Genomic DNA, 12,856 nt, shown 5'->3' with positions numbered 1-12,856 from the left:
CTGCCGGCCCCCGCTTCCTCCCAGCAAGCCCAGAAAGTAGGAATCAGCCGTGGTTATGGGGTTCTCGATCGCCCTGCTCGTCTTCAGCGCTCTGCTGATGCTGCTCGTGCTGATGCACAAGGGCAAGGGTGGCGGCCTTTCCGACATGTTCGGCGGCGGCATGCAGTCCTCGGTCGGCGGCTCCTCCGTGGCCGAGCGCAACCTCGACCGCATCACGGTCGTGGTCGGCCTGCTGTGGTTCGCCTGCATCGTCGCGCTCGGCCTGCTCATGAAGGCCGCCGCCGTCTGACGGTTCTGGCCATTCGGCCCGTCCCGCCGGTTCCGCCCGGCCTATCATGAGGGCCTGCGTCCACGGCCGGAGCGAGTAACTCCGGTTGCTGGACGCGCGTTGGGCCTTACGTAGACTGGGGCGTCCGCAGCGGACATCCCTCACGCTCCGCGGCACCATCACGCAGGGAGTTACGACCGTGGCAAGTGGCAACGCGATTCGTGGAAGTCGGGTCGGAGCCGGGCCGATGGGCGAGGCCGAGCGCGGTGAATCCGCGCCCCGCCTGCGCATCTCCTTCTGGTGCTCGAACGGGCACGAGACGCAGCCGAGCTTCGCCAGCGACGCGCAGGTGCCGGACACCTGGGACTGCCCGCGCTGCGGGTTCCCGGCCGGCCAGGACCGGGACAATCCGCCCGCGCCGCCGCGCACGGAGCCGTACAAGACGCACCTCGCGTACGTCCGCGAGCGCCGCACGGACGCCGACGGCGAGGCGATCCTCGCCGAGGCCCTCGCCAAGCTCCGCGGCGAGATCTGAGCGGTCCGTCCGCACACGACCGGCCGCACTCGAAAGCGGCTCGGGGGCCCGGCCCGCAGGAGACCCAATCCCGCGGACCGGGCCCCTTTGTGTGCGTTGTCCCCCTTCCGATCCCTTAGGTTGGACGGTGGCGGGGCACAACAGGACGGAAGAAGTGGGTTGATGTCCGAGATGAACGCAGACAGCCGTACGAGGCTCAACCGGACGCCCGAGTGGCACGCGCTCGGCAAGCACCGGGAAGCGCTGGGGCAGACGCATCTGCGGGAGCTGTTCGAGTCGGACCCGGACCGGGGCACCGGCTACACGCTGCGCGTCGGGGACCTGCACATCGACTACTCGAAGCACCTCGTCACCGACGAGACGCTCGGGCTGCTGCGCGAACTGGCCGCGGCCACCGGCGTGGCGGAGCTGCGGGACGCGATGTTCCGCGGCGAGAAGATCAACGTGACGGAGAACCGCGCGGTCCTGCACACCGCGCTGCGCGCCCCCCTGGACGCGGTCGTCGAGGTGGACGGCGAGAACGTCGTACCCGGCGTGCACGAGGTCCTCGACAAGATGGCGGCCTTCTCCCGCCAGGTCAGGTCGGGGGAGTGGACCGGATTCACCGGCGAGCGCATCAAGAACGTCGTCAACATCGGCATCGGCGGCTCCGACCTGGGCCCCGCCATGGCGTACGAGGCACTGCGCGCCTTCACCGACCGCGGCCTGACCGTGCGGTTCGTGTCCAACGTGGACGGCGCCGACCTGCACGAGGCCGTGCGCGACCTCGACCCGGCGCGGACGCTGTTCATCATCGCGTCGAAGACCTTCACCACGATCGAGACCATCACCAACGCCACCTCGGCACGGGAATGGCTGCTCGCGGGTCTGGGCGGCGACCAGGCCGCCGTGGCACGGCACTTCGTGGCGCTGTCCACGAACGCCGAGAAGGTCACCGAGTTCGGCATCGACCCGGCCAACATGTTCGGCTTCTGGGACTGGGTCGGCGGACGCTACTCCTTCGACTCCGCCATCGGCCTCTCCCTGATGATCGCCATCGGCCCGGACGCCTTCCGCGAGATGCTCGGCGGCTTCCACGCCATGGACGAGCACTTCCGCACCGCGCCCCCGGAGCGCAACGCCCCGCTGCTGCTGGGCCTGTTGGGCATCTGGTACGGGGCCTTCTTCGACGCGCAGTCGCACGCCGTGCTCCCGTACAGCCACTACCTCTCCCGTTTCACCGCCTACTTGCAGCAGCTGGACATGGAGTCCAACGGCAAGTCCGTGGACCGGGACGGCAATCCGGTGGACTGGCAGACCGGCCCGGTGGTGTGGGGCACGCCCGGCACCAACGGACAGCACGCCTACTACCAGCTGATCCACCAGGGCACCCGGATGATCCCGGCCGACTTCATCGGCTTCGCCCGCCCGGTGGCGGAGCTGCCGCCGGCGCTGGCCGCCCAGCACGACCTGCTGATGGCGAACTTCTTCGCCCAGACGCAGGCCCTGGCCTTCGGCAAGACCGCCGACGAGGTGCGTGCGGAGGGCGTCGCCGAGGAGCTCGTCCCGCACAAGACCTTCCTGGGCAACCACCCGACGACCACCATCCTCGCCACCGAACTGACGCCGTCGGTGCTGGGGCAGCTCATCGCGCTGTACGAGCACAAGGTGTTCGTGCAGGGCGCGGTGTGGAACATCGACTCCTTCGACCAGTGGGGCGTCGAACTCGGCAAGGTCCTCGCCAAGCGCGTGGAGCCGGCGCTGACCGAGGGCTCTGCCGTGGAGGGCCTCGACCCGTCGACGCGGGCGCTGGTGACCGCGTACCGCGAACTGCGCGGCCGCTGACGCACGGCGAAGGGCCCCGCACCGGTCGCCGGTGCGGGGCCCTTCGCGCGGCCGCCGTCAGGCGGAAGCCGGGGGATACAGCCCGGCGGGCAGCTTGGCCGCCGCCGCGCGGTCCAGCAGCCACAGGGTGCGGCTGCGGCCGTGGGCGGCCGCGGCCGGGGCCTGGACCGCGCCGGCCCCGCCCAGGGCGATGGCCACCGCCCCCGCCTTGTCCTCGCCGGCCGCCAGCAGCCAGACCTCGCGGGCCGCGCGGATCGCCGGGAGGGTGAGCGAGACGCGGGTCGGCGGCGGCTTCGGGGCGCCGTGGACGCCGACGACGGTGCGCTCCGTCTCACGGGCCGCCGGGTGCTCGGGGAACAGGGACGCCACGTGGGTGTCCGGGCCCACGCCCAGCATCAGCACGTCGAACGTGGGGACCGGGCCGTGGTCCTCGGGCCCGGCGGCCTTCGCCAGCTCGGCGGCGTAGGCGGCCGCGGCGGCGTCGACGTCGTCGCCGTACGGACCGTCGGAGGCGGGCATCGCGTGCACGCGGGCCGGGTCCACGGGGACGGCGTCCAGCAGCGCCTCGCAGGCCTGGACGTGGTTGCGCTCGGGGTCGTCGGCGGGGACGTACCGCTCGTCGCCCCACCAGAGGTCGATGCGGGACCAGTCGACGGCGTCCCGGGCGGGGGCGGCGGCGAGCGCCGCGAGCAGGCCGTTGCCGTTGCGGCCGCCGGTCAGGACCACGGAGGCCGAGCCGCGGGCCGCCTGTGCGTCCACGATCTTCGTGATGAGCCGGGCCGCCGCGGCCTGGGCCATCAGCTCCTTGTCCCGGTGGACGACGACCTGGGGAGTCGTCATACCCATGTGCTGCCGCCTTCTTGGTAGTTCTGGGATGAATGGTGCGTGCGCGTCGGTGCGGGGTGCCGCTGCGCGGAGCCGTTCCCCACCCCGCACCTTCCCGAAACCGGGGGCAGGCCCCCGGACCCCCGTACGGGCGCTCCGCCCGACGGGGCCGTCGAGGGTGCGGCGGGTCCGGGGCCGCGCCCCAGACCCCTCGGTCCCGCCAGCGGGGTAGCGAACCGGGGCCCGTGCCCCGGCGCCCGGGACGCCGATGGTGCGGTGGGTCCGGGGCGTCGGCCTGGGCCGCCCGCCGAGGGGGTGGCAGGGCCCGGGGCTGCGCCCCTGACGCTTCGGTCCCGTTGACGGGTGGTGAACCCGGGGCCTGTGCCCCGGCGCCCGGGACGCCGATGGTGCGGTGGGTCCGGGGCATCGGCCTGGGCCGCCCGCCGAGGGGGTGGCAGGGCCCGGGGCTGCGCCCCTGACTCTTCGGTCCCGCTGACGGGGTGGTGAACCCGGGGCTGCGCCCCGGGTAGTTCGTGCCGCCGTGGGGTGGAAGGGGGCCGGGGGTGCCCCGAGCCCGGGGTCCTGGTCCCGGAGGGGGCACGGTCCCGGGCGGGTGGTGGAGCGGGCCGGTGGGGCTGGGGTCCAGCTCCACCGGCCCGGTCCGCCTCGCCGTCCGCCTCGCCGACGGCCGCGCCGTTACTTCGCCGCCGCCCGCTTGGCCGGCTTCGGCTTCGCGGAGGGGGCTTCGGCTCCGGCCTCGGCCGCGACCGCGACGTCAGCCTTGGCGCCGCCGCCCGCGGGCTTCGCCGGACCGGCGGTGGCCGCCAGGCGGCCGACGCCGAACTTCAGCGACGCCTCGTACGTGTTGTCCGGGTCCAGCCGGCGCAGCTCCTCCGCCAGCAGCTCCGCCGTGTCGCGGCGCTTGAGCGCCACCGCACGGTCGGGCTGCCCCGGCATGCACAGCGTCGCCAGCGCACCGTCCGCGCGGTCCAGGACGATCACGCCGTCCTTGGTCTCCAGGCGTACGGCGGTCAGCCCCGGCCCGTCGGAGAGGGCCCGGTGGACCGGGACCCCGAGGCGGTCCGCCAGCCACATGGCCAGCAGCTCGCAGCTCGGGTTCTCGTCCTCGCCCTCGACGGTCGCGGAGACGACCGACACCGTCTGCTGGTCCAGCGCGGCGGCCAGCATCGACCGCCAGGGGGTGATCCGGGTCCAGGACAGGTCCGTGTCGCCGGGCGCGTACGCCTCCGCCCGCAGGGCGAGGGCCCCGAGGGGGTCCTCCGAGGAGTACGTGTCCGCGATCCGGCGCTGCCCCAGCGCGCCCAGCGGGTCGCCCGCCAGGTCCGCGGGAGCACCCTCCGGCCACCAGACGACCACGGGGGCGTCCGGCAGGAGCAGCGGGAGCACGACCGACTGGGCGTGGTTGACCAGTTCCCCGTGCAGGCGCAGTACGACCGTCTCCCCGGTGCCGGAGTCCGCGCCGACGCGGATCTCCGCGTCGAGACGGGCGTCGCGGCGGCTGCGGGGGGAGCGGCTGACCCGCTTGACCACGACGACGATCCGCGAGGGGTGTTCGTGGGAGGCGTCGTTCGCCGACTTGAGTGCGTCGTACGCGTTCTCTTCGTCGGTCACGATCACCAGCGTGAGGACCATGCCGATGGCCGGCGTGCCGATGTCCCGGCGCGCCTGCACCAACGCGGCGTTGATCCTGCTGGAGGTGGTCTCCGTGAGGTCGATCTTCATGGCCGGCGCCAGCTCCGTCCGTCTCGTGCGAGCATCTCGTCCGCCTCGACCGGCCCCCAGGTGCCCGCCGCGTACTGCGCGGGCTTGCCGTGCTTGTCCCAGTACTCCTCGATCGGGTCGAGGATGTTCCAGGACAGCTCGACTTCCTGGTGGCGCGGGAAGAGGTTCGCGTCACCGAGGAGGACGTCGAGGATGAGCCGCTCGTAGGCCTCGGGGCTGGACTCCGTGAAGGACTCGCCGTAGGCGAAGTCCATCGTGACGTCCCGGACCTCCATGGAGGTGCCCGGCACCTTCGAGCCGAAGCGGACCGTCACGCCCTCGTCCGGCTGGACCCGGATGACCAGGGCGTTCTGCCCCAGTTCCTCGGTCGCACCCGATTCGAACGGCAGGTACGGGGCCCGCTTGAAGACCACGGCGATCTCGGTCACCCTGCGGCCCAGGCGCTTGCCGGTCCGCAGGTAGAAGGGGACGCCCGCCCAGCGGCGGTTGTTGATCTCCAGGCGGATGGCCGCGTAGGTGTCGGTCTTCGACTTGGGGTCGATGCCGTCCTCTTCGAGGTACCCGACGACCTTCTCGCCGCCCTGCCAGGCCGCCGAGTACTGGCCGCGCACGGTGTGCTTGCCGAGGTCCTCGGGGATCTGGACGGCGCTGAGCACCTTCAGCTTCTCCGCCACCAGGGCCTTCGGGTGGAAGGAGCCGGGCTCCTCCATCGCGGTGAGCGCCAGCAGCTGGAGCAGGTGGTTCTGGATGACGTCGCGGGCCGCGCCGATGCCGTCGTAGTAGCCGGCCCGGCCGCCGATGCCGATGTCCTCGGCCATGGTGATCTGGACGTGGTCGACGTACGACCGGTTCCAGATCGGCTCGAACATCGTGTTGGCGAAGCGGAGCGCCAGGATGTTCTGGACGGTCTCCTTGCCCAGGTAGTGGTCGATCCGGAAGACCTCGTCCCGGGGGAAGACCTCGTGGACGACCTGGTTGAGCTCTTCCGCGCTCTTCAGGTCGTGCCCGAAGGGCTTCTCGATGACGGCACGCCGCCAGGAGCCTTCCTTCTGCGCCAGCCCGTGGTTCTTGAGCTGCTGGACCACCTTGGGGAAGAACTTCGGCGGCACCGAGAGGTAGAAGGCGAAGTTGCCGCCCGTGCCCTGGGCCTTGTCGAGTTCCTCGATGGTCGACTTGAGCGTCTCGAAGGCCGCGTCGTCGTCGAACTCGCCCTGGACGAACCGGCAGCCCTGCACCAGCTGCTGCCAGACCTCCTCACGGAAGGGGGTGCGCGAGTGCTCCTTGACCGCCTCGTACACCTCCTGGGCGAAGTCCTCGTCCTGCCATTCACGGCGGGCGAAACCGATCAGCGAGAAGCCCGGGGGCAGCAGGCCGCGGTTCGCGAGGTCGTAGACGGCGGGCATGAGCTTCTTGCGCGACAGGTCACCCGTAACGCCGAAAATGACCAGGCCGGACGGCCCCGCGATCCGCGGGAGCCGCCGGTCCTGTGCGTCACGAAGCGGGTTCGCTCCGTTTACCGACAAAATACTCAGTCCTCCGCGGGGGCGAGGCGCGTCAGCTCCGCCTCGGTCGACTTCAGCAGGTCGTTCCACGACGCCTCGAACTTCTCGACGCCTTCGTCTTCGAGCAGCTGCACCACATCGTCGTACGAGATGCCGAGCTTCGCGACCGCGTCCAGCTCGGCGCGCGACTGCTCGTAGGTGCCGCGGATGGTGTCGCCGGAGACCTCGCCGTGGTCGGCGGTGGCCTCCAGCGTGGCCTCGGGCATGGTGTTCACGGTGCCGGGCGCGACCAGGTCCACCACGTACAGGGTGTCCTTGTAGGCCGGGTCCTTGACGCCGGTCGAGGCCCACAGCGGGCGCTGCTTGTTGGCCTGCGCCTTGTCCAGGGCCGCCCAGCGCTCGCCGCCGAACACCTCTTCGTACGCCTCGTAGGCCAGACGGGCGTTGGCGAGGGCCGCCTTGCCCTTCAGGGCCTTGGCCTCGTCGGTGCCGATGCCGTCGAGGCGCTTGTCGATCTCGCTGTCCACGCGGGACACGAAGAAGGAGGCCACCGAGTGGATCTTGGAGAGGTCCAGGCCGGCGGCCTTCGCCTTCTCCAGACCCGCCAGGTACGCGTCCATGACCGCGCGGTAGCGCTCCAGCGAGAAGATCAGCGTGACGTTGACGCTGATGCCCCTGCCGATGACCTCGGTGATCGCCGGCAGGCCGGCCTTGGTCGCCGGGATCTTGATGAGGGTGTTCGGGCGGTCCACCAGCCAGGCGAGCTGCTTGGCCTCGGCGATGGTCGCCGCGGTGCTGTGCGCCAGGCGCGGGTCGACCTCGATCGACACGCGGCCGTCCTGGCCCTCGGTCGCGTCGAAGACCGGGCGCAGGATGTCGGCGGCGTCACGGACGTCCGCCGTCGTGATCATGCGGATGGCCTCGTCGACGGTGACCTTGCGGGCGGCGAGGTCCGCGAGCTGCTGCTCGTAGCCGTCGCCGCTGCTGATCGCCTTCTGGAAGATCGACGGGTTGGTGGTGACACCGACCACGTGCTGCTGGTCGATGAGTTCGGCGAGGTTGCCGGACGTGATGCGCTTGCGGGACAGGTCGTCCAGCCAGATCGCCACGCCCTCGTCGGAGAGGCGCTTGAGTGCGTCTGCTGCCATGGGAATTACATCTCCTACTGGGTCGGTGCCGGTCTTCAGCGCGCGGCGGCGGTGAGGGAGGCCTTGGCGGCTGCGGTCACGGCTTCGGCGGTCAGGCCGAACTCGCGGAACAGGACGGCGCCGTCGGCCGAGGCACCGAAGTGCTCCAGCGAGACGATCCGGCCCGCGTCCCCGACGTAACGGTGCCAGGTCAGGCCGATCCCGGCCTCGACCGCCACTCGGGCCTTGACGGAGGGCGGCAGGACGCTGTCCTTGTACTCCTGGTCCTGCTCCTCGAACCACTCGACGGAGGGCATCGAGACGACGCGCGCCGGGACGCCCTCGGCCTGCAGGGCCTCGCGCGCGGCGACGGCCAGCTGCACCTCGGAGCCGGTGCCGATGAGGACGACCTGGGCGGGACCGCCCTCGGCCTCGAAGAGCACGTACCCGCCCTTGGCGGCGTCCTCGTTGCGCTCGTAGGTGGGCACGCCCTGGCGGGTGAGCGCCAGACCGTGCGGGGCGCCCTTGCCGTACACCTTGGTGTGGCGCTTGAGGATCTCGCGCCAGGCGACGGCGGTCTCGTTCGCGTCCGCCGGGCGCACGACGTTCAGACCCGGGATGGCGCGCAGCGAGGCGACGTGCTCGACCGGCTGGTGGGTCGGGCCGTCCTCGCCGAGGCCGATGGAGTCGTGCGTCCACACGTACGTCACCGGCAGGTGCATCAGCGCGGAGAGGCGGACGGCGTTGCGCATGTAGTCGGAGAACACCAGGAAGGTGCCGCCGTAGATGCGGGTGTGGCCGTGCAGCGCGATGCCGTTCATGACGGCGGCCATCGCGTGCTCGCGGATGCCGTAGTGGATGGTCCGGCCGTACGGGTCGGCCTCCGGCAGCGGGTTGCCCACCGGCAGGAACGAGGAGTTCTTGTCGATGGTCGTGTTGTTGGAGCCGGCCAGGTCGGCCGAGCCGCCCCACAGCTCGGGGATGACCGCGCCGAGGGCCTCCAGGACCTTGCCGGAGGCGGCGCGGGTGGCGACGCCCTTGCCGGTCTCGAAGACGGGGAGCTCGTCCTCCCAGCCCTCGGGCAGCTCGTTGGCCTCGATCCGGTCGAAGGCGGCGGCGCGCTCCGGGTTGGCGGTGCGCCAGGCGGAGAAGTCCTTCTCCCAGGCGGCGCGCGCGTCACGGCCCCGGTCCACCAGGCTCCGGGTGTGGCCGAGGACCTCGTCGGAGACCTCGAAGGTCCGCTCCGGGTCGAAGCCGAGCACGCGCTTGGTCGCGGCGACCTCGTCGTTGCCGAGGGCCGAGCCGTGGGAGGCCTCGGTGCCCTGGGCGTGCGGGGCGGGCCAGGCGATGATCGAGCGGGCCGCGATGAAGGACGGGCGCCCGGTCTCGGCCTTGGCGGCCTGGAGGGCGGCGAACAGGGCCTTCGGGTCGAGGTCGCCGTTCTCCTGCTGCTCGACGCGCTGGACGTGCCAGCCGTACGCCTCGTAGCGCTTCATGGTGTCCTCGGAGACGGCCGTCTCCGTGTCACCCTCGATGGAGATGTGGTTGTCGTCCCACAGGAGCACCAGGTTGCCGAGCTTCTGGTGGCCGGCCAGCGCGGACGCCTCGTGGGAGATGCCCTCCTGGAGGCAGCCGTCGCCGGCGATCGCGTAGACCATGTGGTCGAACGGGGAGGTGCCCTCGGCGGCCTCCGGGTCGAAGAGGCCGCGCTCGTAACGGGCGGCCATGGCCATGCCCACCGCGTTGGCGATGCCCTGGCCCAGCGGGCCGGTGGTGGTCTCGACGGCGGCCGTGTGGCCGTACTCCGGGTGCCCGGGGGTCTTGGAGCCCCAGGTGCGGAACGCCTTGAGGTCGTCCAGCTCCAGGCCGAACCCGCCCAGGTAGAGCTGGGTGTAAAGAGTCAGGGACGAGTGCCCCGCGGAGAGCACGAAACGGTCACGCCCGACCCACTCCGGGTCCGAGGGGTCGTGCCGCATGACCTTCTGGAAAAGCGTGTACGCGGCGGGGGCCAGGCTCATCGCCGTACCGGGGTGTCCGTTCCCGACCTTCTGGACCGCGTCGGCGGCCAGGATGCGGGCGGTGTCGACGGCCCGCTGGTCCAGTTCGGTCCACTCGAGCTCTGGGGTGGTCGGCTTGGTGCTCACCGTTGGTCAGGGCTCCTCTCCACATGTTGTATTGCCGGTGACGAACGGTGACACCGGCGCGATTCCGAGCCTACCCCCGCCAGGGCGTGCGGCTATTCGAGTGCAGGCAGTGCGTCGTCGTCCCGCTGCCCGCCGTTCACCCGGGATCCGCCGCCGAGGACGCGCAGGTCGGTCCGATCGGCCCAACACGAGGCGACCCCCGCGCAGGGCGAGGTAACGGCTACGTCTACAGTGGCGTGGTACGCGCAAGCCTTTACCGGCCCCTCATTCACTGAGCAGGGGCCGTGACGGAGCTTGCTGGATTCTCTCTCAGGGGTGTGCGTGACGGCCGTCGAATCCCGTCCAGCGGGGGTGCTCGGGACGAGCCCCGGTCACCGGCCGTTCGGGGCCCGGGCCATGGCTTTCGTGGCTTTGACCAAGCCGCGGATCATCGAACTTCTGCTGATCACCACAGTGCCGGTGATGTTCCTCGCCGAGCAGGGCGTGCCGTCGCTGTGGCTGGTGCTCGCCACCTGCTTCGGCGGCTACCTCTCCGCGGGCGGCGCCAACGCGCTGAACATGTACATCGACCGCGACATCGACGCGCTGATGGACCGCACGTCGCAACGCCCGCTGGTGACCGGCATGGTGAGCCCGGCCGAATGCCTGGTCTTCGGCATCTCGCTCGGGGTCATCTCGACCCTGTTCTTCGGGCTGCTGATCAACTGGCTGTCGGCCGCCCTCGCGCTCGGCGCGCTCCTCTTCTACGTGGTCGTCTACACGATGCTGCTGAAGCGGCGCACCGCGCAGAACATCGTCTGGGGCGGGATCGCCGGCTGCATGCCGGTGCTCATCGGCTGGTCCGCGGTCAAGAACGAGGTCTCCTGGGCCGCCGTCATCCTCTTCCTCGTCATCTTCTTCTGGACGCCGCCGCACTACTGGCCGCTGTCCATGAAGGTCAAGGAGGACTACGCGCGGGTCGGCGTGCCGATGCTGCCGGTGGTGGCGGGCAACAAGGCCGTCGCGCGCCAGATCGTCCTCTACAGCTGGGTGATGGTGGCGGTCTCGCTGCTGCTCACGCCGCTGGGGTACACGGGCTGGTTCTACACCTCGGTGGCGCTGCTGGCCGGCGGCTGGTGGCTGTGGGAGGCGCACGCGCTGAGCGCCCGGGCCAAGGCCGGGGTGACGGGCGCGAAGCTCAAGGAGATGCGGCTGTTCCACTGGTCGATCACCTATGTGTCGCTCCTCTTCGTCGCCGTCGCCGTGGATCCCTTCCTCCGTTGATTACTCGCCGGTAGCATGCCGTCCATGGCAGAGACCGCAGACACCGCAGACACCTCCGGGGCCACGGCGCCCGCGGACAAGAAGCAGAGCCGTACGGCCGCGAAGCTGGCCCGGCAGATCGGCGCGTTCGCCAAGCAGCACGGCGGCGCCGAGGGCCAGCTCGCGTACATCGGCCAGGCCGGCACCCGGATCGTGCTCGTCGGCACCGACGGCGGCTGGGGCGACCTGGTGGCACCGAGCCACGCCGTGGCCCGGCTCGCCGCCGAGCAGGCCGGGCTGACCCTCCACGAGGAGTTCGACGGGGAGTTCGCGGCCCGCGTCAGGACCGGCCCGTACGAGTGGACGCGGATGGCCGGCATCCAGGTCGGCGGTCCCGCCAACCCGGCCGCCTGAGGCCTCGAACGCGGGTCGGTCAACAGAGCGGGCAATACTTCACACCCCGCTCACCCGTTAGGACGTGCGGAAGCCGCTTCCTCACGTCCGCAACGGGATGACCGGATGATCGAAACGCCGCCCCTGGTGGACCAGCACTGCCAGGGAGTGCTCCGCACGGAGCTGGGGATCGCCACCTTCGAGGCCCAGCTGATCCACCCGGCCGGCCCGCCCGCCCCGGGGACCACCTTCTTCGACACCCAGACCGGCTTCGCCGTGCGCCGCTGGTGCCCGCCCCTGCTGGGCCTGGAGCCGCACTGCGCGCCCGCCAGGTACCTGGCCCGGCGCCGCGAGCTCGGCGCCGCGGAGAGCACCCGACGGCTGCTGAGGGGCTCGGGGACGGGCGCGTACCTCGTCGACACGGGAGCCCCCGGGGACCTCACCGGGGTCAAGGAGCTGGCCCTGGCCGGGGACGCCGAGACCTTCGAGGTGGTCCGGCTGGAGCTGCTCGCCGAGCAGGCCGCCGACACCTCCGGGACCGTCGTCGCCTTCCTCGCCAATCTCGCCGGAGCCGTCCACCACGCCGCCGCCTCGGCCGTCGCCTTCACCTGCGGGGCCCGCACCGGCTGCGCGGCCGCCCTGGCCGGAGCCCCGGAGCCGCCCGCGCCGGGCGAGGTACGGGCGGCGGCCGGGCGGTGGCTGGCCGCACGGACCAGGGGAGGGGAGCTACGGGACCCCGTGCTCCTGCGGCACCTGATGTGGAGCGCGGCGGGCTCCGGGCTGCCGCTCCAGCTGCACACCGGCGGGGCCGATCCGGAGCCGCTGACCGGGTTCGTACGGGCCACCGCGGGCCTGGGCGCGCAGCTGGTGCTCAGCGGCGGGTATCCGTACCACCGGAACGCGGCCCGGCTGGCGGCGGAGCACCCGCACCTCCACGCCGACGTCGGCCCGGCCCTCGCCCGCACGGGGGCGCGGGCCGCCGCCGTACTGGCGGAGCTGCTGGAGCTCGCGCCCTTCGGCAAGCTGCTGTTCTCCAGCGGCGGCCGGAACCTGCCCGAACTGCACGCGGTCGGCGCACTGGTGTTCCGCGAGGCGCTCGGCCGGGTCCTGGGCGGCTGGGTCGCCGAGGGCGCCTGGTCCTGGCAGGACGCGCAGCGCGTCGCGGGGATGCTCGCGGCGGGCAACGCCCGGCGCGTCTACCGGCTCGACGAGCGCGGCTGACGGCCGGGTGCGCGGCGTGCGCGGCCGGCCGG

11 protein-coding genes are annotated in these 12,856 nt (G+C 71.8%); 6 read left to right on the top strand and 5 right to left on the bottom strand.

Features of this window, described 5'->3' with window-relative positions; all coding sequences use genetic code 11:
• Positions 1-55: 55 nt before the first annotated feature.
• The 3 genes from secG to pgi all read left to right on the top strand — a co-directional run bounded on the left by secG (position 56) and on the right by pgi (position 2,627).
• The gene (gene secG, locus ACZ51S_RS26175; RefSeq protein ID WP_388935080.1) at positions 56-289 is read left to right on the top strand and encodes a preprotein translocase subunit SecG; all 234 of its coding nucleotides are present in this window, start codon (positions 56-58) and stop codon (positions 287-289) included.
• A gap of 178 nt (positions 290-467) precedes the next feature.
• Complete coding sequence (locus tag ACZ51S_RS26170; RefSeq protein WP_007263454.1) at positions 468-803, top strand: RNA polymerase-binding protein RbpA; 336 nt, start codon at positions 468-470, stop codon at positions 801-803.
• Positions 804-974: 171 nt separating this feature from the next.
• The gene (gene pgi, locus ACZ51S_RS26165; protein WP_468478731.1) at positions 975-2,627 is read left to right on the top strand and encodes a glucose-6-phosphate isomerase; all 1,653 of its coding nucleotides are present in this window, start codon (positions 975-977) and stop codon (positions 2,625-2,627) included.
• A 57-nt stretch (positions 2,628-2,684) separates the two neighbouring features.
• Here pgi and pgl read toward each other — a convergent pair whose 3' ends face one another.
• The 5 genes from pgl to tkt all read right to left on the bottom strand — a co-directional run bounded on the left by pgl (position 2,685) and on the right by tkt (position 9,968).
• Entirely contained in the window at positions 2,685-3,467 is a 783-nt protein-coding gene (gene pgl, locus ACZ51S_RS26160) for a 6-phosphogluconolactonase (RefSeq protein WP_468962113.1), read from the bottom strand.
• A gap of 681 nt (positions 3,468-4,148) precedes the next feature.
• Positions 4,149-5,195 carry a glucose-6-phosphate dehydrogenase assembly protein OpcA gene (gene opcA / locus ACZ51S_RS26155; protein ID WP_388945572.1) on the bottom strand — a complete coding sequence of 349 codons (1,047 nt, stop codon included), beginning with the start codon at positions 5,193-5,195 and terminating at the stop codon, positions 4,149-4,151.
• Positions 5,192-6,721 carry a glucose-6-phosphate dehydrogenase gene (gene zwf / locus ACZ51S_RS26150; protein ID WP_388945578.1) on the bottom strand — a complete coding sequence of 510 codons (1,530 nt, stop codon included), beginning with the start codon at positions 6,719-6,721 and terminating at the stop codon, positions 5,192-5,194. Before zwf ends, opcA begins: the two co-directional genes overlap by 4 nt.
• A 2-nt stretch (positions 6,722-6,723) precedes the next feature.
• The gene (gene tal, locus ACZ51S_RS26145; RefSeq protein WP_468803169.1) at positions 6,724-7,845 is read right to left on the bottom strand and encodes a transaldolase; all 1,122 of its coding nucleotides are present in this window, start codon (positions 7,843-7,845) and stop codon (positions 6,724-6,726) included.
• A 35-nt stretch (positions 7,846-7,880) separates the two neighbouring features.
• A complete protein-coding gene (gene tkt / locus ACZ51S_RS26140; protein WP_468962111.1) occupies positions 7,881-9,968 on the bottom strand; it encodes a transketolase in 2,088 nt (695 codons plus the stop codon).
• A 315-nt stretch (positions 9,969-10,283) separates the two neighbouring features.
• Between tkt and ACZ51S_RS26135 the strand changes: the two genes are divergently transcribed.
• The 3 genes from ACZ51S_RS26135 (at position 10,284) to ACZ51S_RS26125 (ending at position 12,824) form a co-directional block, all read left to right on the top strand.
• Positions 10,284-11,231: a heme o synthase gene (locus ACZ51S_RS26135; protein ID WP_468478729.1), complete on the top strand. Its 948-nt coding sequence runs from the start codon at positions 10,284-10,286 to the stop codon at positions 11,229-11,231.
• 24 nt (positions 11,232-11,255) lie between these two features.
• Complete coding sequence (locus ACZ51S_RS26130; RefSeq protein WP_468478721.1) at positions 11,256-11,624, top strand: hypothetical protein; 369 nt, start codon at positions 11,256-11,258, stop codon at positions 11,622-11,624.
• Between the two features lie 105 nt (positions 11,625-11,729).
• Positions 11,730-12,824 (top strand): amidohydrolase family protein, encoded by a 1,095-nt coding sequence (locus tag ACZ51S_RS26125; RefSeq protein ID WP_468478720.1) that lies wholly within the window; start codon positions 11,730-11,732, stop codon positions 12,822-12,824.
• Positions 12,825-12,856: the final 32 nt, after the last annotated feature.

Source organism: Streptomyces sp. NPDC034043, from assembly GCF_055575675.1.
This window is presented reverse-complemented; position numbering and strand designations above follow the sequence as displayed.

Bases quoted from the DNA above. Each gene is read 5' to 3' on its own strand.
- secG (WP_388935080.1), top strand. From the start codon at position 56: ATGGGGTTCTCGATCGCCCTGCTCGTCTTCAGCGCTCTGCTGATGCTG.
- pgi (WP_468478731.1), top strand. From the start codon at position 975: ATGAACGCAGACAGCCGTACGAGGCTCAACCGGACGCCCGAGTGGCAC.
- pgl (WP_468962113.1), bottom strand. From the start codon at position 3,467: ATGACGACTCCCCAGGTCGTCGTCCACCGGGACAAGGAGCTGATGGCC.
- opcA (WP_388945572.1), bottom strand. From the start codon at position 5,195: ATGAAGATCGACCTCACGGAGACCACCTCCAGCAGGATCAACGCCGCG.
- tal (WP_468803169.1), bottom strand. From the start codon at position 7,845: ATGGCAGCAGACGCACTCAAGCGCCTCTCCGACGAGGGCGTGGCGATC.
- ACZ51S_RS26130 (WP_468478721.1), top strand. From the start codon at position 11,256: ATGGCAGAGACCGCAGACACCGCAGACACCTCCGGGGCCACGGCGCCC.
- ACZ51S_RS26125 (WP_468478720.1), top strand. From the start codon at position 11,730: ATGATCGAAACGCCGCCCCTGGTGGACCAGCACTGCCAGGGAGTGCTC.